Annotated in this window: 16 protein-coding genes; 7 read left to right on the top strand and 9 right to left on the bottom strand. The window is 43.8% G+C overall.

Features of this window, described 5'->3' with window-relative positions; translation table 11 throughout:
* Positions 1–6 precede the first annotated feature (6 nt).
* The 8 genes from C0J08_RS13220 to C0J08_RS13185 all read right to left on the bottom strand — a co-directional run bounded on the left by C0J08_RS13220 (position 7) and on the right by C0J08_RS13185 (position 9,644).
* Positions 7–690, bottom strand: coding sequence for a response regulator (locus tag C0J08_RS13220; protein WP_212652410.1), 684 nt, complete (start codon positions 688–690; stop codon positions 7–9).
* Positions 687–2,285, bottom strand: a complete 1,599-nt coding sequence (locus C0J08_RS13215) for an ATP-binding protein (RefSeq protein ID WP_249344284.1) — start codon at positions 2,283–2,285, stop codon at positions 687–689. The genes C0J08_RS13220 and C0J08_RS13215 overlap by 4 nt, the downstream gene beginning before the upstream one ends.
* A gap of 138 nt (positions 2,286–2,423) precedes the next feature.
* The gene (locus C0J08_RS13210; RefSeq protein ID WP_212652409.1) at positions 2,424–3,707 is read right to left on the bottom strand and encodes a 2-hydroxycarboxylate transporter family protein; all 1,284 of its coding nucleotides are present in this window, start codon (positions 3,705–3,707) and stop codon (positions 2,424–2,426) included.
* Between the two features lie 187 nt (positions 3,708–3,894).
* The gene (locus C0J08_RS13205; protein ID WP_212652408.1) at positions 3,895–5,613 is read right to left on the bottom strand and encodes a GGDEF domain-containing response regulator; all 1,719 of its coding nucleotides are present in this window, start codon (positions 5,611–5,613) and stop codon (positions 3,895–3,897) included.
* Positions 5,614–5,626: 13 nt separating this feature from the next.
* Entirely contained in the window at positions 5,627–6,052 is a 426-nt protein-coding gene (locus tag C0J08_RS13200; protein WP_212652407.1) for a response regulator, read from the bottom strand.
* On the bottom strand, positions 6,045–7,538 hold the full coding sequence (locus C0J08_RS13195) for a PAS domain-containing sensor histidine kinase (protein ID WP_212652406.1): 1,494 nt from the start codon (positions 7,536–7,538) through the stop codon (positions 6,045–6,047). Before C0J08_RS13195 ends, C0J08_RS13200 begins: the two co-directional genes overlap by 8 nt.
* Positions 7,539–7,741: 203 nt before the next feature.
* Positions 7,742–8,518 carry an FCD domain-containing protein gene (locus tag C0J08_RS13190; RefSeq protein WP_212652405.1) on the bottom strand — a complete coding sequence of 259 codons (777 nt, stop codon included), beginning with the start codon at positions 8,516–8,518 and terminating at the stop codon, positions 7,742–7,744.
* A 133-nt stretch (positions 8,519–8,651) separates the two neighbouring features.
* Complete coding sequence (locus C0J08_RS13185; RefSeq protein WP_212652404.1) at positions 8,652–9,644, bottom strand: TRAP transporter substrate-binding protein; 993 nt, start codon at positions 9,642–9,644, stop codon at positions 8,652–8,654.
* A 198-nt stretch (positions 9,645–9,842) separates the two neighbouring features.
* On the opposite strand from C0J08_RS13185, the gene C0J08_RS13180 reads away from it, so the two are divergent.
* The 6 genes from C0J08_RS13180 (at position 9,843) to uxuA (ending at position 18,223) form a co-directional block, all read left to right on the top strand.
* Positions 9,843–10,313 carry a TRAP transporter small permease gene (locus C0J08_RS13180; RefSeq protein ID WP_212652403.1) on the top strand — a complete coding sequence of 157 codons (471 nt, stop codon included), beginning with the start codon at positions 9,843–9,845 and terminating at the stop codon, positions 10,311–10,313.
* Between the two features lie 76 nt (positions 10,314–10,389).
* Positions 10,390–11,688, top strand: coding sequence for a TRAP transporter large permease (locus C0J08_RS13175; protein ID WP_212652402.1), 1,299 nt, complete (start codon positions 10,390–10,392; stop codon positions 11,686–11,688).
* A 44-nt stretch (positions 11,689–11,732) separates the two neighbouring features.
* Complete coding sequence (locus C0J08_RS13170) at positions 11,733–14,120, top strand: glycoside hydrolase family 31 protein (RefSeq protein WP_212652401.1); 2,388 nt, start codon at positions 11,733–11,735, stop codon at positions 14,118–14,120.
* Between the two features lie 14 nt (positions 14,121–14,134).
* Positions 14,135–15,541 (top strand): glucuronate isomerase, encoded by a 1,407-nt coding sequence (gene uxaC / locus C0J08_RS13165; protein WP_212652400.1) that lies wholly within the window; start codon positions 14,135–14,137, stop codon positions 15,539–15,541.
* Positions 15,542–15,567: 26 nt separating this feature from the next.
* Complete coding sequence (locus tag C0J08_RS13160; RefSeq protein ID WP_212652399.1) at positions 15,568–17,046, top strand: mannitol dehydrogenase family protein; 1,479 nt, start codon at positions 15,568–15,570, stop codon at positions 17,044–17,046.
* Between the two features lies 1 nt (position 17,047).
* A complete protein-coding gene (gene uxuA, locus C0J08_RS13155; protein ID WP_212652398.1) occupies positions 17,048–18,223 on the top strand; it encodes a mannonate dehydratase in 1,176 nt (391 codons plus the stop codon).
* Positions 18,224–18,322: 99 nt separating this feature from the next.
* On the opposite strand, the gene C0J08_RS13150 is transcribed toward uxuA, so the two are convergent.
* Positions 18,323–20,701, bottom strand: a complete 2,379-nt coding sequence (locus C0J08_RS13150; protein ID WP_212652397.1) for an aminotransferase class III-fold pyridoxal phosphate-dependent enzyme — start codon at positions 20,699–20,701, stop codon at positions 18,323–18,325.
* Positions 20,702–21,015: 314 nt separating this feature from the next.
* Between C0J08_RS13150 and C0J08_RS13145 the strand changes: the two genes are divergently transcribed.
* Positions 21,016–22,524 (top strand): aldehyde dehydrogenase family protein, encoded by a 1,509-nt coding sequence (locus C0J08_RS13145; protein ID WP_212652396.1) that lies wholly within the window; start codon positions 21,016–21,018, stop codon positions 22,522–22,524.
* Positions 22,525–22,562 lie beyond the last annotated feature (38 nt).

Below are 22,562 nucleotides of genomic sequence, written 5' to 3'. Positions count from 1 at the left end.
AATCGACTAAATTGTTTTAGTATAGCGTTGTTTCGGTCGACCGCCTGTTTTGTAATCTAATGTCATACTTACTCGTCCTTGGGCTTCCAAATATTCAAGGTAGCGTCTTGCAGTAATTCGGCTTAAGTTGATGGCTTGACCAATATCTTCTGCAGTAAACGGTAAATCATCCATGGTATCTAGATGTTGAGACAGCTTATTTAGGGTATTTTCATCAATGCCCTTTGGGGTTTTTCTGCTGCCATCATGGGCTGCTTTTTTTCTAAAAAGAGCATCGATATCTTGTTGGTCGATTTTGTCATTTTTGGTTAATCGTTTGCGAAAGTCTAAATAATCATCCAATGCCTGCAACACCCGAGACATTCGAATGGGTTTGACTAAATAATCCATAACGCCAAGTTGAATGGTTTGTTCAATCGTGGAAGTTTCCCTTTCTGCGGTGGTCATAATAAAGGCCGCTTTAATGCCTTTGCTCTTTAAGGATTTGACTAGATTGATACCGCTGCCATCGGGGAGGGAAATATCGACCATAATAAGTTCAGGCTCAAAAGCTTCGGCTTTTAGCTCGGCTTCTAGTAGGCTTTCACAGGCCGCTATTACGTGAAAATCTGAGTGTTGGTTGATGGTGTTCTCTAATACGTAGCTAGCACGTAGATCATCTTCCACTATCATGACCGGAATTCGATTCATCTTGTTAGCGCTCGTTTATCTAAATAAATACTAAAAACAGTGGTGTTCATGTCACTGCGTTCCCAATCAAGGCTGCCGTGATACTGGTCGACAACTTTTTTGACCAAATACAGCCCGATGCCATGTTGTTCTGTACTGTGTTTGCTGCTGACGCCAAAATCTAAGATTCGACTTTCTAATTCTTTGTCGACGCCGGCGCCACTGTCTTCTATTTGTATCATGATATGGGCATTACGATCACTAATATATAGCTTAACAAACGGTGTTGTAAGTAACCGATTAGACCAAGCGGCGAGTAAAGCGTTATCGATCAGGTTTCCAACTAATGTTACCAAAGCGTCATTTGTTTCAGATGGATATCGTCCCAGTTGGCAGTCACTTTCTATAAGCATGTCTACTTTAAGGTCTTTTGCTTTGTTGTGTTTTGCAAAAATTAGCCCAGCCACTGCGCTGTTTTCTATGGTTTTAATGATGCGCCTTAATACAACTTGGTCGCCATCACTTTCTTGCTGAAGGAACTCGATAGCATCTTCATAGCGTTCAGCTTGTAACATACCGGATAGTACATTGAGTCGATTTGAATATTCATGAGTTTTAGCGCGTAATAGATCTGCGTAGTTTTTTGAGGCTATTAACTCTTGCTCGAGTGACTTTTCTCCATGGTCTGGAAAAAACACAATCACATATCCAACATTTCCTCTTTTACCTTTAATGGGGTAGAGCGTTGCAATAAATTCCAGTTTGCCTAGGTTGAATCGGTTTTGCGTAATTTGTCCTTGAGCCTCTAACGCATAGTGTGAAAGGCTCTGAGATTGTTCGCTAAGAGGTCTGCTGATTATTTGCGACGCGCTCAGTACATTCATGGTTAACCATTCAATTGCCATGCTGTTTATCGCTGTGATGTTTTGTTCATGGTCAATCGCTACAATGCCGTCACGAATACTGTCTAAAATTAATTCATGTTCTTTGAATCTTCTGACTATTTCTTCAGGTTCTAAACTTAAGAATGTCCGTTTTAGTTTTAGAATTAAAAAGCCAGCAATGATTACGCCGAGTAGGTAAACAAAGCCGACGAGTAATCCAGCTTCTTGTAAGTGCTTGAAAATGAGTTCGCTGGTAGGTTGGGACAAATATCCAATACTAATCGCGCCAATAATGCGGCCATTTTTTTTGATGGCAACGGAATTTCGGATGGCTTTGCCAAGCGTGCCAACGGCAACTTTTGTGTAATCTTTGCCTTCGTTTAGTGCTTGGTCAATATCATCACCGACAAAATGCTGTCCAACTCTTTCTGGTTTCGGGTGGCTTAAGCGAATTGAGTTTTTATTTACAACGACAATATAAGAGGCATCCGTTTGTTTGCGAAGTGTTTCAATATAGTTCTGGATGTCGGTAGTTTTGCCTTGGTTGCTTAACTCAACCGCTTGGATGACTTTTTCGTTGTGGGCGATGACACGTCCTAATTCTATGCCTCGTTGGCTAATGCTATCGAGATAGGTCTTTTGCAAGGAATAGCCCACAACCATGGCAACAGCCAAGACAATAATCGTAATAGTCGAGATTGTGATTAAGGCTAGATAAGACTTGAGTGTCATTTGCGCTTCATTATTAATGAAAAAAGATGGCTTGTGATTATACAGCATACAGTGCAGGGGCTAAACAAAAGGGGAAAGCCTTAATGGACTTTCCCCTTTTGATTGATATTTGACCAAACGCTCTTAAGCGTTAGGCAATTAAGCGATAGCTTGAACGACTAGAGTGGCAAGAATCAGCATGAAAGCACCGCCTATGCGTGAAGATATTTGAGCGAAAGGCATCAATTCCATACGCTTACTTGCAGCCAGAACCGCAACGTCACCTGTTCCACCCATATTCGCCATGCAAAGGCCACCAGTAATAGCCGCTTCGATAGGGTAGAAGCCCATTAACCAGCCAATTAAGCCTGCGCCGAAGATCGCACCAAGTACTGTGATTAGCACAAGCAAGAAGTACAATGGAGACAGTGCTTCTAGAATTTGGTTTAGGTCAGTGTAAGCTACGCCAATGCCGACAAGCAATGCAGGTGTTAGGTTACCAACAACAAATTTATACCAAGAGAAAGCTGCTTGCTCTAGGGCTTCTGGCATAATTCCAGACACTTTGATAATCGCAATAGATAGGATCATAAGTGCATAAGTGTGCATGCTTATGTAGTTAGATAGTAATGTACCAAGAAAGTACATGCTGACAGCAAGTAAAGCACCTACACCTAGCGTGGTGATATTAAGTGGTGAAGATTTTTGATCTTCTGTCTCTACCGCTTTTTGACCGCGAATAAGCTGACCGTTACCAGTTAGGCTTGGCGCGATTTGGCCAAGCTTGTTTAGTAAGCCTGCCATAACAATAGCAATCGCGTTACCAATAGCCAGCGCAGGCACCATTTGAGACATTAAAGACTCAGCGCTCATGCCTGTTTTGCCAGACATGATTTCAACAAGCGGTACAGCGCCTGCCCCCATACCACCACCCATGATAGGTAGTGCGATTAGCATCACAGAATCATAGAAGCTTTTGCTGACTAGCATGCCAATCAGTCCAGTAAAAATACAAGCAAAGAAAGCGGAACCAAGAATCACTGGAATGTATTTTAGAGCGGCTTTTTTAAGCGTTTGAGTATCCATCCCAAAGATAGATCCGGTTACCAGGCTCGCCACATAAAAGGATAGGAAGCCACCGCTTTTCATGAATGTTGTGACATTGCTTCCCGCACTGGAAGAAAATATACCGCTATGGAAGAGGTATGCAGAACCAAAAATAACGACAATGGCTCCGCCACCGAAAAATTGATTGATAATCGGTGTTCTGTCACCAATGTAATTTAAGATAAAGCCAACAATGACCATGATACCCAAGGCACCGATCATGCCGCTTGGCATTTTTCCTGCCAAAGTGGCTAACAAAATAGTAATAGCTGCAATAGCTAAGATGATTTTACTGGTGCGTTGATCGCGCACAGTCATAGCATCATTAATGATCATGATAGACTCTCTTTTTTTGCTTGTTTTGATTATGGAGCGGAGTCTACCAATCTTCTTTCTTAGCGAAAGTTACTTTTCCTTTAACGAAACTAAAAAATGGTTTTGAAACTTTTGTAATGTTTGTTTTGGTCGCTTTTTGCACAATGTGGTGCGTGTTTTGTCATGATTTATGTAGAGTTGAGATAGTCTAATGAACTCTGTATTTTTGGCTGTAGTGTTGAATCCAGCTTGCCATTTCATTGGCGGGCATCGGCTTGGCAATGAAATAGCCTTGGCCACGCTGACATCCCATATCAATAAGTGCTTGCTCGTGCTCTAACGACTCAACGCCTTCCGCAATTAAGTGATAATTGAAGGCCTGACTTAATGCAACAATACAAGCTACTATGGACCGATCTTCTTGGTTAGATAAGATATTTTGAATGAAAGTCTTATCTATTTTTACCGTATTCAGTGGTAACTGCTTAAGATAATTAAGTGATGAATAGCCTGTGCCAAAATCGTCCAACGCCACATGAACACCTAATCCGCAGCAGGCTTTTACCACTTCAACAGCGTTGAAAATATCTGATATAGAAACAGTCTCTAGTATTTCAATTTCCAATAAGTTAGGGGTGAAATCAGGGGTGCTTGTTAGTAGCTGATTGAGTCGCGTCACAAAATCTTTACTGAGTAGATGAGCAGGTGCAATGTTAACACTGATGACTAAATTCTGTTTTCCCCATAAAGCATGTTGGTGTAAGGCTTCTTGCAGTACCCATTCACCAATTAAAATGCCTATAGTTGGGTGTTCTAGTGCCTCAGTAAAGTCTCCTGGGTAAAGAAATCCCATTGTGGGGTGATTCCAACGGATAAGGGCTTCAACGCCAATAATTTGATGCTTAACCATGTCCACTTGCGGTTGGTAATAAAGTTCAAATTCGTCTCTAGTAATGCCTCGTTCTGCGGCTTGTAGTATGGCTTGTCGCGCATATTGTCGACGTTCTTCTTCAGGATCAAAAAATATAATGTTATTTCTTCCCATCTTTTTGGCCTGATACATGGTTTGGTCTGCTCGACGAAGAATCGTATCTGCATCCAGTTCTTCATTTGTGACCATTGCAACACCAACACTGGCGGATACTTGAACTTCACATTCAAACTGAGTTAATTCTATTGGTGCGTTAACCAATTTAATTAGCCTACCAAGCAAAGCAGAACATTCTTCCTCGCAAGATACATCATGTAAAAGAAGAACAAATTCATCACCGCCGATTCGAGCGAGAATATCGTTCTTTCTAGTGATTTGTTTTAGGCGGTTAGCAATGGTGACTAAAACGTAGTCTCCGGTATCATGTCCATAACTGTCATTAACAGGCTTAAAATTGTCTAAATCAAGAAATGCGACAGCGGCATGATGTTGTTCTGTAATAATATTTTGCAACTTCTCGAGTAATATTGGGCGACTGGCGAGTCCAGTAAGACTATCGTAATGGGCCATATCGTGAAGTTTTTTTTCAAGCTCAGCTCGATGAATGGAGCTAATAATGGCACGTACTAGCTGTGTGCTTTGTAGTTGGCTTTTAAGGAGGTAGTCGCTGGCACCGAGTCGCATGGCTTCAGCGGCAACTTCTTCATCACCTAATCCTGTCACCATGATGACAGCGCAGTGGTTGCCCATTTCTGAACGAATATTATTGAGTAAAGTCAGTCCAGAATTGAGTCCTAAGCGATAGTCAACAATCACGCAATCATAGTCGTCATTGCTGAGAAAATTCATAGAGTCTTCGACAGAAGAAGCTTCAGATATAGAGGTTTCAATATCTGATTTACATAGCATTCTGCGTAGACGCTCACGGTCAACATCGTCATCATCGACAATTAATAATTTCAGAGTATGACCTTCATTGGTATCTAAAACTTCCATGATTTCTCCAGTCTTAATGATTGGGCTCGACAGCATTTCGATAAGCTTCCATTAGAATAGCCAATTTAGCGAATTGAGGACCTACAGCGGATTTAACCATGTATCCTGCAACATTATTGGAATAGGCCCGTGAACGGTCATTATCATCATTTGATGTAGTTAGGATAAAAATAACGGTATTTTGCAAGCTTGGATCATCACGAACATATTCTAAAAACTCAAAGCCATTCATGACTGGCATATTCAAATCTAACAAGACGACAAAAGGCGAGCTCAAGGCTTTGTCTGGGTGTTTGCTTTCTAGTATTTCTATGGCTGTTCTGCCGTGTTCCGCGTAGACAATATTAATGTCTGAAGCGACTTTTTTAAGGCTCCGTGTGATCGACTCTGCGGCTACGTCGTCGTCTTCAACAATGAGTACACTTAACTCTTTAATCATGAGTATCCCTCCTTAAAAATCGTGGCCACCATACATGGAATGTCACCCCTCTTTGGTGTTGGTTCGCTTCAACACTAATACGCCCACCATGGGTCTCTACTAAGCGACGGCTCACGGAAAGTCCAATCCCTGTTCCACTCCGCTCACCGGAAGTAACCGTCTGAAATAGTCTAAAGATGCGTGTGAAGGCCGCCTCAGGAATGCCTGGGCCGTCATCACAAATAGTAAAATGACATAGGTTATTCTCAGCGGAGCAGCCAATAGTGATTGAGCCTGTTGATTGGTCATGGTGCTTTATTGCGTTGCTAATGAGATTGCGCATAACGGTTTCAAGCGGTGTCCATACGGACGTAAAATGTTCTAACTGAATATTGCGAGTAACCGTTATTCCTTTGGGGACTTCTAATAGTTCAAAAATATTATCAAATAATGCATTAACGTTAATGTCTTGGGTGATAGATTCGACTTTACCTGCACGGGCATAGGTGAGTAGATTATCGATGAGTTGTTCCATGCGTTGGATACGTACATCGATTCTGTCTAGGTTTTTTGTGACCTCTGGTGGTGAATCCGATCCAAGGTCTTCTTTAACCCACTCTAATAAATCAGAGATACCACGAAGAGGAGAGCGTAAGTCATGGGATGCCACGTAGGTAAACTCTTCCAAGTTGGTATTAGTTTCACGTAACTCTTGCTCTAAACGCTTGCGCTTTGTGATGTCCAATAACGAAACAAGCACCATCTCATTGTCTTCTTCATCTTCACAGGGGCTGAGCCCTATTTCGACAGGGAATTCTCGGCCATCTTTGTGTAAAGCGGTAAGGTCACGACCCACCCCCATCATTCTAGGCTTGGGGTCTTGGTGGAAAGAATGACGCAGAAGATCGTGATGATGGCGATAACGGTGCGGCAGTAGCATGTTCATTGGTTGATTTATGAGCTCTTCGCTTGTGTAGCCGAAAGAGTTGCAAAGCGCGCTGTTTGTTAGGCGAATGATGCCGCTGGCGTCAATAACTAATACGCCATGAGGCGCATGCTGTATAGAGCGTTGAAACATATCTCGAGCTTTGTGTCTGCTCGTTAGATCGATCAAGGTTGCTAAAACAAAGGTTTTTTCACCTTGTTGTATTGGGTTTAAACCAATTTCAATAGGAATATGTTTGCCATCTTTCTTACGCGCATAGAGTGCTTGTCCATCTCCCATTTTGCGTTTTCTAGGCTCTTTAAAAAACTGCATCATGAGCTTTTTGTGATTCGCCTGAAATTGAGCGGGGAGAAGAAAGTCTATGTCTGCGCCAATAAATTCTGTTTTGGTGTAACCAAGTACTTCTGAAAGGGAATCATTGACGAATACGATTGTAGCGTCAGTGTTCACCACCATAGCGCCCATGGGTAAATAGGTAATTAATTGTTGTAAAAACTCATTTCCTACCAACTGATTGTTCTGTATTGGTTTTATATTATCTGGGGCTTCAGGATGATCCATCATGTATTCCAATAGTAAAAAAGACTCTATTTATAAATAGACTAGGAATATCGGAACAGCAATTAAGCGGAGAATTAGAATTGTTAAAAATAGTATCTATAACAATATGCTTGGGAGGTTTGTTATTAATAAAGCTAGTAGTGTTCCCTTATTGAGCTCCAGCTTTAGCTAATAAGGGAAGCTTTGGGTATTATGATTGACGATTAACTGCAGGGGAGTTGTACTGGGTTGGTGCTAAAGAGATAACCATCAAAATTTGGGTCTTTGTGCTCAGACAATAACATTAGAGTATCTTTTACATTTTCCAAATGGCGCCACATTGCCATACGCGCGATGTCTGGTTTTTTTTGTTGAATGGCAAGCAGAATATTTTCATGGTCCACTAACCACTTTTTTCTATAAGCTTGATCGGTTATATGGGAATGGAGTTGTTTCCACATGGGGCTGTTTTCCCTTCGTTCCCAAAGGTTTTCTACTAGATCAACAAGCACACTGTTTTGTGTTGCTTCTGCAATGGCTAGGTGAAACAGTTTATCGGCGGCATGATCAGCATCCACCGTGTCTATGTTTTGTTTTTCTAACTCTAATGCGTCACGCATTTTAATGATGTCTTTTTTCGTTGCCTGAGTGGCTGCGAACTCGGCTACATGGCTTTCCAGCAGTTGTCTTGCTTGCATCATTTCAAAGGGGCCGACATCATCATTGTCTAAAGAATCTTCAAATTTATCTGTTGATTTTATGCTAGTTGGCTGTTTTAACAGATAAATGCCGCTGCCTTTGCGAACTTCAACAATTTCCATTAACTCAAGCATAATTAAGGCTTCACGAAGTAAAGTTCGGCTCACACCTAATTGCTCAGCAATATCTCGTTCTGGTGGTAAACGGTCACCTACTTTATATTGGCCTTGTCTAAGTTCCTCGTATAACTTAAGTCCCACCTCTTGGTATAGGCGCTTTGGTTTTACAAGTGTGTTTATCATAGCTTTCTACTTTATTTAGCCAATTCGATGAAAAGATTAGAGATAAATGTATTAAAGAAAAGCGCTCAAATAATAAGCGACTCTTATTCTTTATTATTGCAGTAATGCAAAGATAAGAGTCGCTCGATTTAGCTTATTTGTCGAGTGCTTTTATTGCTTTTACATAAGGAGCAATGATCGGGTCTTGCATTGCTTCTTGGAACATCGGAGCAACGGCTTTAATGAATGGGTCTTTATTAACATCAATGATTTCGACACCCATCTTAGTCGCTTTTTTCAGCTCTTCATCAGTGTATTCACCCCAGATTTTTTTCATATAAGCCGTAGCATCTTTACCCGCTTCTAATACGGCTGCTTTGTTTTTATCTGATAGGTTATTCCAAGTTTTAGCGCTGATGACTAGAACATCAGGAATCATCGCATGACCATCACGAGTATAGTATTTAGCGACTTCACCATGGCGGTATGTTGTAACAGCACCAATGTTGTTTTCGGCGCCATCAACAACGTGTTGCTGAAGTGCGGTATACAATTCACCAAATGGAAGTGGGGTAGGTGATGCACCCATTAGCTCCATCATTTTGATCGCGCTTGGACTTGGCTGCACACGAATCTTCATGCCTTTTAAATCGGCAGGAGAATGAATCGGTTTGGATGTATAAAAGTTGCGTGAGCCCGCGTCAAAATAAGCGACACCAACAAAGCCATATTTTGCCGAAGAGCTAAGAATTTTCTGACCAACATCTTTGCTTTCTAAGGCGCGATAGAAGTGTTCACGGTCTCTAAAGATGTAAGGGATGTTGAAGGCGCCATAAGCAGGGTCGAAGGACTCAAGTTCGCTGGCATTGGATTTAGCCATATCGAGTGCACCACTTTGCAATAACTCTAGAGATTCGCGTTGGGTGCCCAATTGTCCATTTGGGTAGACTCGTACTTTAAGTTCACCATCCGTCTTATCTTTTACTTCATCAGCAAAAAACTTTAGCGCTTTGTGAACAGGGGACTTTGTATCACCGTTATGGCTAAGCTTTAGTGTTTCAGCGAAGCTCATAGATGATGCGCCCATTAAGCCACCTAACAATAGTGCTGATGCTAGATGTAGCTTAGTTTTTTTAAAGTTTAACATTTTGTAAATCTCCATTTTGGTATTTTTATAATGTTCTAGATTATCAAAGTGTGTGTGTGCGAAAGGGCATAATTGCATGTGATGTGATTTTGGTCAACCAATTGTGTTCGTTTAGTTGACCAAAATCTATGTTTGGTTCAATATGTCGTCGGTTAATGGAAGCTATTTTAGGCTTTTGGTCTCTTTAGGGGGTAATAAATGACGAAATTCATTCATGTGGTGGACCGCATATTATCGAGAATTTGTGTCACTTTGATGGTGGCGCTCGTTGCTTGTGTGGTTTGGCAAGTGTTCTCTCGTTATGTCTTAAGTTCACCGAGCACTTCAACTGATGAGTTAGCTAGGTTCTTATTTATCTGGGTGGGCTTATTGGGTGCGGCATTTACATTAGGACAGAAAAAACATTTGGCAATGGATTTTCTGTTGCTAATGCTAGATGGACAGAAAAAAGCTTCTCTGCAAGTCCTTATCACCTTGATCGGTTTGTTTTTTGCTTCTGTCATTATGGTGTTTGGTGGCGGTTCTTTGGTGCTTAAAACGCTTAGTGTTGGTCAGGTTTCTCCGGTTCTAGGTCTTCAAATGGGGTGGGTATATGCGGCGATCCCAATTAGTGGTGGTTGCATGATTTTGTATTTGTTACGAGATTTGTTTGCACCTACCCAAGATTAAACAAATTGCATGTTAGAAATGCCGCTTTTTAAGACTGTAGAGCGGTTTGAATAATTCTGATAATAAGGATAAAAACGTGGAATGGTTAGTTGCACTAGTTTTATTTGGTAGTTTTTTCACAATGTTGGTACTTGGTGTACCAATTTCTTTTTCCATTGCGATTTCGGCGCTTTTGTCCATTATGGTGTCCTTGCCGTTTGATGCCGCTCTGTCTGTTGTTTCACAAAAGCTCGCCTCAGGAATGGATAGTTTTACTTTATTGGCCATTCCGTTCTTTATCCTTGCTGGAAATATCATGAACCGGGGGGGCTTAGCATTAAGACTGATTGAGTTCTCGAAGTTAATAGCAGGCCGTTTACCTGGCTCATTAGGTCATGTAAATGTGATTGCTAACATGCTATTTGGATCAATTTCAGGATCGGCAGTGGCGGCGGCCGCTGCGGTAGGTGGCACCATGGCGCCGCTGCAAAAAAAGAGTGGCTACGATCCCGTCTTTTCCACCGCCGTCAACATTACCTCTAGCCCCGCTGGTTTGTTGATTCCACCCAGTAATGCCTTAATTGTTTACTCCCTCATTTCGGGTGGTACCTCCATTAGTGCTTTGTTCTTAGGGGGCTATTTACCAGGGCTATTGATGGGAGCCTGCGTTATGTTGGCTGTCGCTGTAGTCGCGAAAAAGAAAAACTATCCTGTTTCAGATAAAGTGACTTTAAGTCAAGCGGGTGTGATTACGCTGAGAGCTTTGCCTAGTCTTGGGCTTATAGTCGTTATCATGGGCGGGATTATTGGTGGTGTATTTACGGCCACAGAAGCATCCGCTGTGGCCGTTGTTTATTCTTTATTATTGGCATTGATTTATCGTGAAGTCAGCCTAAAAGATATGCCAAGCATTATTCTTGGTTCCATCATGACCGCTTCTATGATCATGTTGCTAATTGGCGCTTCAATGGCAATGGCGTGGGCGATGGCAAACGGTGATATCCCTTACGCTGTGAGTGATGCGTTATTAGCCTTGTCTGATAATCCTATTATTATCTTATTGATTATTAACCTAATTTTGTTGATTGTCGGTATCTTCATGGATATGACGCCAGCACTATTAATCTTCACACCTATTTTCTTACCTATTGCTCAAGAGCTGGGTATCGACCCAGTGCATTTTGGCATCATCATTACGTTTAACTTATGTATTGGTATTTGTACGCCTCCTGTTGGTAGTGCGCTGTTTGTCGGCTGCTCTGTAAGCGGTGTGAAAATTGACCAAGTAATTAAGCCATTGTTGCCGATATTCGGATTGCTTTTACTGGCTTTGTTGGCGGTGACATTCATCCCAGAAATTACCTTGTTCTTACCGTCTCTTTTGTTGGGCTATTAGTCTAGAAGCTTGCAGAATTTAACGATATTTGGAGATAAATATTTATGAAGCCGATTATTAACTGGAAGCTTCTTGGCGTTGAAGATAACCGTGTCGATATTGAATGTGATGGCCGTCACGTATTGCACTTTTTTGTATTAGAGCCGAACGTGATTCGCGTCTTGTTGAAAAAGAACAAAACCTTGCAGCTTGAAAACAGCTGGTGTGTATCTCCCAATGACAGTGAAACTGGCTGGGAAGGTCGCGATCGCATGAGCACAGAAGGGTTCTCCTGCCCTGATTTTACGCTGTCTGAACAAGAGGATCAGCTGAGCATTGCCACGTCTTCTCTTCGAGTCACTTTGTCAAAACCGTTGAAGTTAACGTGGGAGTACGCTGACTCTGCCGGAGAATGGCATTATCTTGCTGCGGACCGCCACAGTGGTGCGTATATGCTGGGCGTACAGTCTAATGATATTCATCATTACATGGCTCGAGATTTGTCAGAGAAGTATTACGGGTTAGGTGAGAAAACCGGTGATTTAAATCGCCACGGTTCGCGCTATCAAATGCGCAATATCGATGCGATGGGCTACGATGCCAAAAACACCGACCCATTGTACAAACACATTCCTTTTTATATTACGAAAACAGAGCAAGCGAGCTTCGGTATTTTCTATGACAACCTCTCTACCAGCTGGTTTGATTTAGGTAATGAGCTAGATAATTATCATGGCTATTACCGCAGTTATCACGCAGATGAAGGGGATTTAGATTTCTACTTCATGTATGGCGAAAAAGTTCTAGATGTCACCAAGTCTTATGTGAATTTGACTGGGCGTACTATTTTCGGTCCAAAATGGAGTCTTGGTTATAGTGGCTCCACCATGCTTTATACGGATGCTGAGAACGCGCAAGAGCAGCTTGGTGACTTTATTAAGCACTGTGACAATCACAGCATGCCATGTGATTCCTTTCAGCTGTCTTCAGGTTACACATCCATTGGCAATAAGCGTTATGTGTTTAATTGGAACACCAGCAAGGTGCCAAACCCGCTTAAATTGAGTGAAGACTTTCATCAAGCCGGTCTTAAACTGGCAGCCAATATCAAGCCGTGCTTGCTGCAAGACCATCCACGCTTTGATGAAGTGGCCTCAAAAAATCTATTCATAAAAGACTCAGAGTTTGATGCCCCTGAATCTTCTCAGTTTTGGGATGACTCTGGATCACACCTAGATTTCACCAACCCAAATACCATCCAGTGGTGGAAACAAAATGTCACTGAGCAATTGCTTGAAAAGGGCATCGATTCCACTTGGAATGACAATAATGAATACGAAGTTTGGGACAGCAATGCTCGTTGCGTCGGCTTTGGTAAATCAACACCGATTAAGTTAATTCGTCCGTTACAGCCTTTATTAATGATGCGTGCCTCTTTCGAAGCACAAACGGAATTTGCACCAAATTTACGACCTTATTTGATCTCGCGTTCTGGTTGTCCTGGTATGCAACGCTATGTGCAAACGTGGAGTGGTGATAACCGGACTAACTGGCAAACCTTGCGCTACAACATTCGTATGGGGGTGGGTATGAGCCTTTCTGGTTTGTACAACCTTGGTCACGACGTAGGTGGTTTCTCTGGTGATCGTCCTGATCAAGAACTCTTTGTTCGCTGGGTACAAAATGGCGTCATGCATCCACGCTTTACCATCCATTCTTGGAATGATGACAAAACGGTTAATGAACCTTGGATGTACCCAGAAGTAACGCCAATCATTCGTGACGCCATGGCGTTACGTTACCGCCTGATGCCGTACTTGTACGATCTACTTTGGCAAGCGCATAAAGATCACGAACCTATGTTGCGTCCGACTTTCTTAGACCATGAGGCCGATGTTCGCACTTATGAAGAAAGCGATGACTTCTTATTGGGTAAAGACTTATTGGTCGCTTCTGTGGTGGAGCCTGGGCAACGAACTCGTGAAGTGTATTTGCCTGATAATGGCGAAGGCTGGTACGACTTCCATCGTAAAACTTGGTATGCGGGTGGGCAAGATATCAGCTTACCAGCCGCTCTAGAAGAAATACCTCTCTTGGCTCGTGCTGGCAGTGTGATTCCGACTAGTAGCCGTATTGCCCATGTGGATGCTGAAAAAGACACCCAGCGTCAGTTGCTTGTTTTCCCATTTAAAGGGACAGGGCAGCGGAATCTATCGGTATTTGATGATGATGGTCTATCGACGGGTTATCTAGACGGTCAATACCTAATGCTGAATATGACACTGAAATCCGATTTAGAGCGTATCGACCTTATGGTTTCTCAAGAGGGCGAATGGCAGCCGGCTTACAAAGAGCTGAGTTTTGTTTTGCCTGAAAGTGAGCAACGTCCTTTCTATGTGAATGGTAAGCGTGTTGAGCGCTCACAACTTATTGCATTAAACGCTCTTAAATAAGCCGAGGAACAGACATGAAAAACTTTATGACGGAAGATTTTTTACTGACCACAGAAACGGCGAAGCGTTTGTATCATGAGTACGCGGCCGCTCAGCCAATATACGATTACCATTGCCATTTAGACCCGAAAGAAATAGCCGAGAATCGTCGTTTTAGCGATTTAGGGGAAATTTGGTTAGAGGCTGACCATTACAAATGGCGAGCCATGCGAACAGCCGGCATTGAAGAGCGCTTTATTACAGGTGACGCCAGTTTTAAAGAGAAGTATCAAGCGTGGTCAAAAACGGTCCCTCAGTGTATTGGTAACCCCATCTACCATTGGACGCACTTAGAGTTGCGTCGACCATTTGGCATTACCGATGTGTTGTTTTCACCCAAAACGGCGGACGCTATTTGGGATCAATGCAATGAAATGTTACAGCAGCCAGCGTTTTCTGCACGCGGCATCATGCAGCAAATGAATGTGAAAATGGTCGGCACCACAGACGATCCTGCGGACAGTCTAGAGCATCATAAAGTCATCGCTGACGACACAAGTTTTGATATAGCTGTCACACCAAGTTGGCGTCCGGATCGTGCTTTTAAAGTCGACCATGTTGGTTTTAAAGATTACCTGAATAAACTGGGTAAAGCGGCGGATATCAACATAAAACGTTTCAGTGATTTGATTGATGCCTTGGCTCAACGTCTTGAAGTATTTGATGCACATGGTTGCCGAAGTGCTGACCACGGCATTGAAATCATGCGCTTTGCTAATGAGCCAAGTGAGCAACAGCTAGACACTATTTTATCAAAGCGTATTGATGATGAACCGCTGACAGAACTTGAAATAGCTCAGTTTTCAAGTGCTGTACAGGTTTGGTTAGGCAAGCAATATGCGAAAAAAGGTTGGGTGATGCAATTGCACATTGGTGCGCGCCGCAACAACTCCTCCAGAATGTTCAATTTGATTGGTGGTGATTCAGGCTTTGATTCCATGGATGACCGCGCCTTTGCCGAACCTTTATCTGGTTTCTTGGATGCTTTGGACCAAAGTAATGAGCTACCAAAAACGATTCTTTATTGTTTGAACCCAATGCACAACGAAATGTTAGCAACCATGGTGGGCAACTTCCAAGGTGGCGGTGTGGCAGGCAAGGTGCAATTTGGTTCTGGCTGGTGGTTTAACGATCAGTTAGACGGCATGCAGCGTCAATTGACGAGTGTGGCGCAAATGGGCTTGTTAAGTCAGTTTGTTGGCATGCTCACAGATTCTCGTAGTTTCTTATCTTATACCCGTCATGAGTATTTCCGCCGCTTGTTGTGCGACATGATCGGTGGCTGGGTTGAGCGTGGCGAAGCCCCAGCGGATATGGCGTTGTTGGGTGACATGGTGAAAGGGATTTGTTCAGAAAACGCCAAGAAATACTTTGGATTTTAAGACGCTTTTTTACTTAAGGAATCATCATGATCAAGATAAAAACAACAAATAGCTTATACGAACCTGAAAAGGTTGATGTTGGTATTGTTCACATTGGCTTGGGCGCTTTCCACCGTGCTCACCAAGCGGTTTACATAGAGAAAAACCTTAATCGGCATCAAGGTGGTGATTGGGGCATTTGTGCGGTGAATATCCGTTCCAATACGCAGTTGGTTGATCAGCTAAAAGCCAATGACTGTCGCTACCATATAGCCGAATACCAAGACAGTAAGAACGTAGAACTACGAGAAGTCAACGCGATTCGTGATGCTTTGTTTGCAGGGGAAGATAAAGAGCCTTTATTCGCAAAGCTGGTTTCAGAGAAGACCAAAATTGTCACTTTAACCGTGACCGAAAAAGGTTATTACCTAGCACCGGCGGATAAGACATTGCGCCAAGATGATCCAAGTATTCAGCACGATATTGCAAATCCTACGGCGCCTAAAACCGCACCGGGAATACTTGTCGAAGCCTTGTATCGCAGAAAAGATTTGGGCTTACCGCCGTTTACCATCTTGTCTTGTGACAACATGCCAAACAATGGCAACTTAACTCGCCAAGCGGTGTGTGGGTTGGCTGAGCACCGCTCAAAAGCGTTCGCCCAATGGATTCATGACAATGTGGCTTTTCCGAGCTCCATGGTCGACAGAATTGTGCCTGCTATGTCTGACGCTTCTCGTGAGCGCTTGCAGCAGGAGCTGAATTGTCACGATGAAAACGCCGTGATGTGTGAAGCTTTTAGTCAATGGGTTGTGGAGGACAATTTTCCCCAAGGTCGACCCGATTGGGAACACGATGGCGTACAAATGGTGGAAGACGTTCACCCGTTTGAAACCATGAAACTTCGTTTATTAAACGGCAGTCATTCCTTGTTGGCCTATGTTGGCTTAGCAGCGAAATACAAGACCGTGGCGCAAGCTGTGGCAGATGAAAAGTTTGCCGCCTTGATTCGTCACTACATGAGTGTTGAAGCCGCACCCACTTTGGATCTGCCAGAGGAAGTTAAGGTTCGTGAATACATTGAAAGCTTAATCAGTCGTTTTGCTAATGACAGCTTGCAGCATCAGTTGTCGCAGATTGCGATGGATGGCTCACAAAAAATCCCCCAACGTTGGCTAAACGGCGCAGAAGAGCGTTTGTCTAGTGAGGAAGAGCGTGTTCTTTCGGCAACCACATTAGGGGTGGCGGCTTGGCTGTTTTATGTTCGTGGTGAAGACCTTGAAGGTAATAAGCACAAGGTGGATGACCCAATGGCACAAACACTACATGAACTTCATGACCGCTGTTCAGATTCTGCAAGCTTGATTCGTGAGGCTTTGAAACAGAAGGATATTTTTTCTAAAACGCTCAGCCAAAACGAGTCGTTTTCTAAGGCTGTGTTGAAAGCTTATCAAACACTTATTTCAAGTGGTGTTGCTGAATGTCTGTCATTTAACAGCAGCGATACTGCGAATTTCGGAGGATAAAATGGAACATACTTGGCGTTGGTTTGGCCCAAACGATGAAACAACTTTGACGGATATTCGTCAGACAGGAGCCACAGGTGTGGTAACGGCTTTGCATGAAATTCCTAATGGCGAAGTATGGCCAGTAGAGGCAATTAAAGCGCGTAAAGACATGATCGAATCGCATTCACTGCGTTGGTCTGTGGTGGAAAGCGTGCCTGTTCATGAAGACATTAAAAAGCGCACCGGGAAATACCTAGAGTATATCGAGAATTATAAGCAAACACTGCTTAACTTGGCTGAATGTGGCATTGATACCGTGTGCTACAACTTTATGCCTGTGCTGGATTGGACTCGTACTGATTTGGATTATGAGCTGCCAGACGGCTCCCGCGCATTACGTTTTGACCAAACCGCTTTTGCCGCATTTGAACTGTATATTTTAGAGCGTAAAGGTGCTGAAAATGAATACAGTGACGAAGAAAAAGCGCAAGCAAAAGTCTTTTTAGAAAACTTGAAGCCAGAAGATAAAGACCGTTTAGTGGCAAACATCATCGCGGGTCTTCCAGGGTCAGAAGAAAGTTACACCCTAGAGCAGTTCCGCTCTAAATTAGATGAATACGCTGGTATTGATAAAGACAAACTTCGTGAACACCTGAAGCTTTTCTTAGAAGAAATCGTGCCTGCCGCTGAACAAGGTGGTTTACGTTTGGCGGTTCATCCTGATGATCCACCGCGTCCTATCCTTGGTCTACCTCGTGTTGTTTCAGTGAAAGATGACATTGAGTGGTTGTTAGGTGCTGTGCCAAGCCCTGTTAATGGCATTACTTTGTGTACGGGGTCTTATGGTGTTCGTGCTGACAATGATCTTGTTGATATGGTGCAACGCTTTGGCTCGAATATTTTCTTTACGCATCTGCGCTCAACTAAGCGTGAGGAAGTCGCGGGCAGCTTCCATGAAGCGTCTCACCTTGGTGGCGATGTAGACATGGTTGGTGTGGTTCGTGCCTTGTTGGTGGAGGAGAAAAAACGCCAAGACAACAACGCCCCAAGCTTGATTCCTATGCGTCCAGATCATGGTCATCAGATTTTGAATGATCTTGATAAGAATGCCAAACCTGGTTATTCAAAGTTGGGCCGTATGAAAGGCCTAGCAGAAGTTCGAGGTTTAGAGCTTGGTTTGAAGAGCACGCTTTAAGTTAGCCAATGTTCGGCTATGAATACAAAAATGCCTTCTGTCTTTTATGGGACAGAAGGCATTTTTTATGAGAGTGATGTCAGGTCACTAACGGCTCATTTAACTCAGCTTTTGTAGGCTTTCGTCCATCGCCTTGATAAAGAAATCCACTTCTTCATTCCCCCATGAGAGTGATGGGCGAATTTTGAGTGTGCCGGGTAGAGATTTGCCAATCATCACCTTGCGTTGAATCATCTCTTTAATCAGCAATTCCGTCTCTTCTATCGCTGGTGTGCGTTGATCTCGACAAGTGACTAATTCAATCCCAACCAACATACCACGTCCACGGATATCGCCAATCAGAGGGTGTTTTTCTGCCAACTGGCGTAGTCTCATGCGTAACAAATCGCCCACTTGGTTGGATTTCTGAACAAGGTTTTCTCGCTCAATCACATCCAGTACGGCCATGCCGGCGGCACAGGCAACGGTATTTCCGCCAAAGGTGCTAAATAGAAGAGGGTGGGTACCACCAATAAATTGCTCCATCATCTTGCTGGATAGAATCACCACACCCAGTGGGTGGCCATTAGCGACGGGTTTGCCCATGGTGATAAAGTCGACTTTTTCTGAGCTAAGTCCTGCGCCCATGAAGCCCCAGAATGAGCCCATGCGTCCAAGTCCAGCTTGAACTTCATCGGCAATAACATAACCACCTGCCGCACGCGTTTTTTCGGCAATGAGGTCAAAATACTGGTCAGGTGGAGTGATCACACCATGGGCGCACATGGCGGTATCAAGCACTAATGCCGCAGGTTTAAAACCACGCTTAGCCAAGTCATCAATGGCGCGATCCGCATCCGCTGCGTAACGTTCAGCTGCATTGCTTTCATCCGCATAAGGACCATTGTACATATCGGGTTCAATCAAGCGTTCGATTTGTTGTGGGTGCAGAGCATCGGGCAAGTGTTGCCAAGACTCAGGTGAATATTTCGTCGTCAATTCAGTACAGCCATGATAGGCGTTATCTAGAACTAATCCGCCTTTATGCCCACTTAAGGACTGGGCGATTTGTATTGCCAAATCGTTAGCTTCACTGCCTGAGTTGACAAAAATACAGGTGTCCAAATGATCGGGTAGGTCTTTGGTCAGTCTTGCTGCATAGTCAGCAACAATGTCACACATATAGCGCGTATTGGTATTTAACGCTTCGGCTTGGCGAGCGATGGCTTTCACAATATGCGGGTGGCAATGGCCCATTTGCGGCACATTGTTGTAGGCATCAAGATAGGCTGTGCCATCAGCACTGTACATCCAACCCCCTTGAGCTCGGGTGATGTGCAACGGCTGATCATAAAAGTGCCAGATTTTGCCTAGGTTCCGTTCTCTATGCAGGATAAGCTCATCTTGTTGGTTCGAAAACGGCTGACCTTGGTTGTCAACTGGGCTGTAAACAGGGAAGCGAAGGGCTTCACGTAATCGGCGCGTGACCGTTTCTTGGCCCATTTCCTCTAGCTTTAAGAGCATTTTTGTAAAAAAGCGATCTTCAAGATGCGTTCCTGCTTCGGGATCGTTAAGTTTACGGTAGTTGATTATGATGGAGGCCATGGCCAATCGTAGACGCATAACATCAAACAGTAGGTCGACTTCTTGCCCTGTAAGTGGGTAAGCGCTGTCATATCCTTGAGCAACATGTAGTAAAGGGCGAATGGGGTCTTCTTCGCCTTCAGCGTAGGTTTCTGCAATGGTAACGATTTCCGCTAAGATGCTGTTAAAGCCCACATCTCCGAAATCCAAAACGGCGGCGATTTGAGTTGCATCGTTATGAGTGACCATGACATTGGCGTCATTAGCGTCCTGATGTACCAGTTGACAGCGGGTCTTTTTTAGCGCCGGTAATATCTGTTGCTCTGCTTTATCTAGGATAGCCGTTTGCAGATCACGCAACTGTCCTTCGGGTAGACCGGGGAGCATGTCACGTAACTGTAGACAATGTCCAAGATCCCAAAGGTGCTGGTTGCTCCCTGCATAGGGATGATAAAAGCTTTGCAGAGCTGAATTTATACGACCCATGGTGGCACCGATATTAAAGTAATACTCATCACAATAAGCTTCGGGTGTGTTTTCGACTACACGGCCATCCATAAACGCTATTAGACGGATCATGTGGCGCTCACCGCTCAGACCCGATGTAATCCACTCATAAGTTCGACCTTGTTTGGTCGCAACGGTTGGAGGAACGGCCAATGTTGGTTCTTGCTCAAGAATATGTTCAACGGCTTTAATCTGTAGGTCAACAATGCCCTCGGGCTCCTGCGCATTGGAGATTTTAATAACCCCTAGAGGTCCCTCTTCGTTGCGAACTAGCCAAGCTAAGTCTCGCTCGCTATTAAGTGCTGTGAAGCTACCTTCTAAACCATACAATTCCTGAACCAGGGATTTTATCTGGGAAAGTTCAAACCGAGGTGGATTTCGGCTAGCCAGAGATGAATTATTTGTCATGTTGTTATCCTTTCAAGAATAAGTAGTCGCTAATAGATAGTCGCGGTTTGCTTGGTTCGCCTCAGGTCATAAAATTATTCTGAGATGAAGAAGAAATGAAGTCTGGGTTGAAAAACAAAGAAAGAAAATAACCTCTATGGCGTAATTGACAAGTAATGTACGCCTAAAAATACCCTGCAAAGGGTATACCGCTTTGGCTCGGGGGGATTCAGAGTAGTCTACGAAAGTGAGTGTTGAGCGGCAAGAGAGTCTTGTTACTCATCCAATCAACTCTATTCGTTTGATTTCCACAAAAAAACAAGACGAGACCCGTTATGAATGAGACGATTAAAGCAATGCTGGACAAATACCATGTAACGCCACAGACCCGTGCTTTTCTTGAAGCCGGTCATCAGAAGATGTTTATTGATGGCCAATTCGTTGATAGTGAAGATGGTGCAACACTGAATGTAGAAGATCCTTCTTCTGGGGCGCATTTGCTAACCGTTCCTAAAGCCACGCTCGGGGATTTGGACCAAGCCATTGCAGCAGCTAATCGCGCTTTTCGTAGCGGACCCTGGGCAGAAATGAAACCGAATGAACGGCAAGCACTATTATTTCGCATGGCTGATGTTATGGAAGAGCATGCTCAAACCTTGGCTGAATTGGAAGCGATTGATGCTGGTAAAGCAATCAGTGGTTGTCATGAAGTTGATATCGCAGGATCAATTGACTTCTTACGTTACATGGCCGGATGGACGACCAAGATTGAAGGTCATACTCGTAATGTTTCTTGTCCGGGGGAAGCATTTGGCTTTACTCTGAAAGAACCTATTGGCGTTGTCGGTGCCATTGTTCCATGGAACTGGCCTTTGAATATGGCAATGTGGAAAATGTGCGCGCCGCTGGTAGTGGGTTGTACTATTGTGCTGAAGCCCGCTGAGATCACTCCTATGAGTATGATTTATTTGATGAGAATCTGGAAGGAAGCGGGATTGCCAGATGGTGTGGTTAATATTGTTATCGGTACAGGGGTAGAAATAGGTAGCCCGCTTGCCAGTCACCCTGGAATCAATAAAGTATCCTTCACAGGTTCTACACCTGTCGGTAAGCTGGTAGGTAAAGCCGCTTTGGAGAATATGAATCCAGCCACGTTGGAGTTGGGTGGAAAGTCTGCGATGGTTGCCTTTGATGATGCAAACCTAGAAGATATCGTTACAGGAACACTGCAGTCCGTCTTCTTTAATTCCGGCCAGACTTGCTCTGCTGGTTCACGTTTATATGTTCAGCGTGGTCTTTATGAACAAGCTGTCGCAGCGGTTGCTGAAGCGGCCAATGGTATGGTGACAGGTGATCCGCTTGATATCAGCACTACGCAAGGGCCACAGATTAGTCGTGGTCAATTGGATAAGATACTGAATTATATTCAATCGGGTATAGCCGAAGGCGCTCGACTCGTGTGTGGCGGTGAGCAAATGGATCGTCCTGGTTATTATATGCAAGCCACCGTATTTGCTGATTGTAATAATTCAATGAAGATCGTGCGAGAAGAGATCTTTGGTCCAGTGCTTGCGGTGATTCCATTTGATACAGAAGAAGAGGCTATTCGTCTAGCGAATGATTCGGACTATGGTCTGACGGCTTCGGTCTTTACTCAAGATGTTAGCCGAGCACATCGACTGATTAAAAAAATGGAAGCCGGTACCGTGTTTGTAAACACCCATGATGCGATGGATTCTTCCTTGCCATTTGGCGGTTACAAGCAGTCGGGAATTGGTCGTGATTTGGGGCCAGAGCAATTAGAGCACTTCCTGCAGGTAAAAACCGTTATCATGCAGTTATAATTTTTTGTTGCTGGGTGGCGTTGCTTGTTCTGCAACAA

The sequence above is a fragment of the Marinomonas sp. CT5 genome (assembly GCF_018336975.1).
Classification (GTDB): domain Bacteria; phylum Pseudomonadota; class Gammaproteobacteria; order Pseudomonadales; family Marinomonadaceae; genus Marinomonas.
Note: the sequence above shows the minus strand (reverse complement) of the source record. Positions and strands in the feature narration are given on the sequence as shown.